This is a genomic window from Oscillibacter sp. CU971, assembly GCF_905219725.1.
Taxonomy (GTDB): domain Bacteria; phylum Bacillota; class Clostridia; order Oscillospirales; family Oscillospiraceae; genus Oscillibacter.
This window is the reverse complement of the sequence record NZ_CAJMXG010000446.1, coordinates 1-1,584: the sequence shown is the minus strand read 5'-3', so window position 1 is coordinate 1,584 and position 1,584 is coordinate 1. Positions and strand designations below refer to the sequence as shown.

Annotated in this window: 2 protein-coding genes and 1 pseudogene; 1 reads left to right on the top strand and 2 read right to left on the bottom strand. The window is 61.9% G+C overall.

Annotated features, from left to right (window positions below):
* Window positions 1–652 (bottom strand): sortase (locus tag JX325_RS18340; RefSeq protein WP_243414150.1); only part of this gene is annotated, 652 nt, incomplete at its 3' end.
* Window positions 653–753: 101 nt separating this feature from the next.
* On the opposite strand from JX325_RS18340, the gene JX325_RS16415 reads away from it, so the two are divergent.
* Window positions 754–1,152 carry a bacteriohemerythrin gene (locus JX325_RS16415; RefSeq protein WP_204792105.1) on the top strand — a complete coding sequence of 133 codons (399 nt, stop codon included), beginning with the start codon at window positions 754–756 and terminating at the stop codon, window positions 1,150–1,152.
* A 6-nt stretch (window positions 1,153–1,158) separates the two neighbouring features.
* Here the strand turns inward: JX325_RS16415 and JX325_RS16410 are convergent.
* Window positions 1,159–1,584 (bottom strand): annotated as a pseudogene (locus JX325_RS16410) (cell wall anchor protein); the annotation flags it as partial.

The window sequence follows — 1,584 nt, the reverse complement described above, 5'->3', positions numbered from 1 at the left end:
GATTATGGGNAGCGAGGCAGACGTTGCCTCCCCAGATGGAGGTGTCCTCAAAGTGCCCCACGCCTTTAGCCAGGGTAGCACTGCCGGTGCCCTCGTAAATCTTGACGCTGAGGTCCAGGACAGGGATTTCCAGTCTGCCCAGGTATCCGCCCTTGTAGTAGAGGTCCTCCGTCACCTCGGTAAAAGTGGCGGCATCTGTCACCGTAGGTCTGGTGGTGGTAGTGAGACTGGAGGAGCCGGGCTGATACACAGCCCCGCCGCTGCCGGAGGAGGGCGGGACAGTCGTGCCGCCACCGGAGGGCGCGAACACGGCGCTGTCGCTGGAGGGCGGAAGCACGACCGCNNNGGACATGCTGCCGTTGATCACGGCGCCGGTCCCGGCTNTGGCTTCCGGGGCCAGGTTGGGAGTGAGATAGTCCCCGCTGCCGGGGAGGTCCGCCGTGGGCGTTCCGAATCCGGGCGGGATCAAGGCGGCGTTTTTGCTGATATCCGCGTTTTTCCGTTCGCCGTTGTCTCGGGTGTGGACCACCTCAATGGANGTGGCCTTTCCGTAGTTGGGCCCGTCAGGAGCCTCCATGGTGTACTCCAGCGCCCCGGCGGAGACCGTAAGAGCCAGGGCCGCAAGCAGGGTCAAAAGAAGATGTTTTTTCATGTGGATTCCTTTCCGCCGCAGCCCGCTTGACTACTGGGCGGCGGCAATTTATAATTGAGAAGTTCCAATAATTTGAAAACAGTGGCAAAGGAGAAGAACAAATGCGATATGAACTGACAAAAGACCTTGAGACCGGCAACGCCGTCATCGACGGAGAGCACCGGGAGCTGTTCCAGGCGGTGAACCAACTGCTGGAATCCTGCGGGAAGGGGCAGGGCCGCGCCTCCATGGAGCCCGCAATCCAGTTCCTGATTGGGTATGTGGATAAGCATTTCAGCCATGAGGAGCGGCTTCAGCAGGAAAGCGGTTATCCCGGCATGTCCGCCCACAAGGCGTTCCACGCTGGCTATAAGAAAACGCTCCGGGAGATCGCCTCGAAGATTCCGGCGTCAGGGCCCTCCGTCGCGGATCTGAGCGCGCTGAACAAGCACGTGGCGGTCCTGGTCAACCACATCCGGGTGGAGGATAAGAAGCTGAGCGCCCACCTGAAGCAAAGGTAAGCGCCGTCACTCCGCTCCTTCCTCGGATTCGTGCCGCCGTTTCAGGAACAGCGCCGTTCCCATGCCTCCGCCCGCTAGGGCGATCACGCCCAGGGGGACCAGCAGGTAGGCCCAGTTGAAATGGAAACCGGAGTCGGCGCCGGGGTCCGCCTCTGTGGGGATAACGTCCACCGTGGGGGCGTCCCCCTCAAAGATGGCCACATACCGGGTCTTGTTCAGGGCGATCCGGCTGACGGTCCCCACATAGTTGGCGGTGACCGTGTAGCCTTTTACATAGCTGCTGGTGGCCGAGCCGCTGTAGGTGGCCACGGCGGTAAAGCGATCTCCCATGGCGTGCCCGTCCAGGCTGGCGGTATTGTCCGTCTGCCAGCTGATATCCTGGAGGGTCAGGGTGCGCCCGCCGTCCTGGATGGTCTTGGGGATGTACGAGGT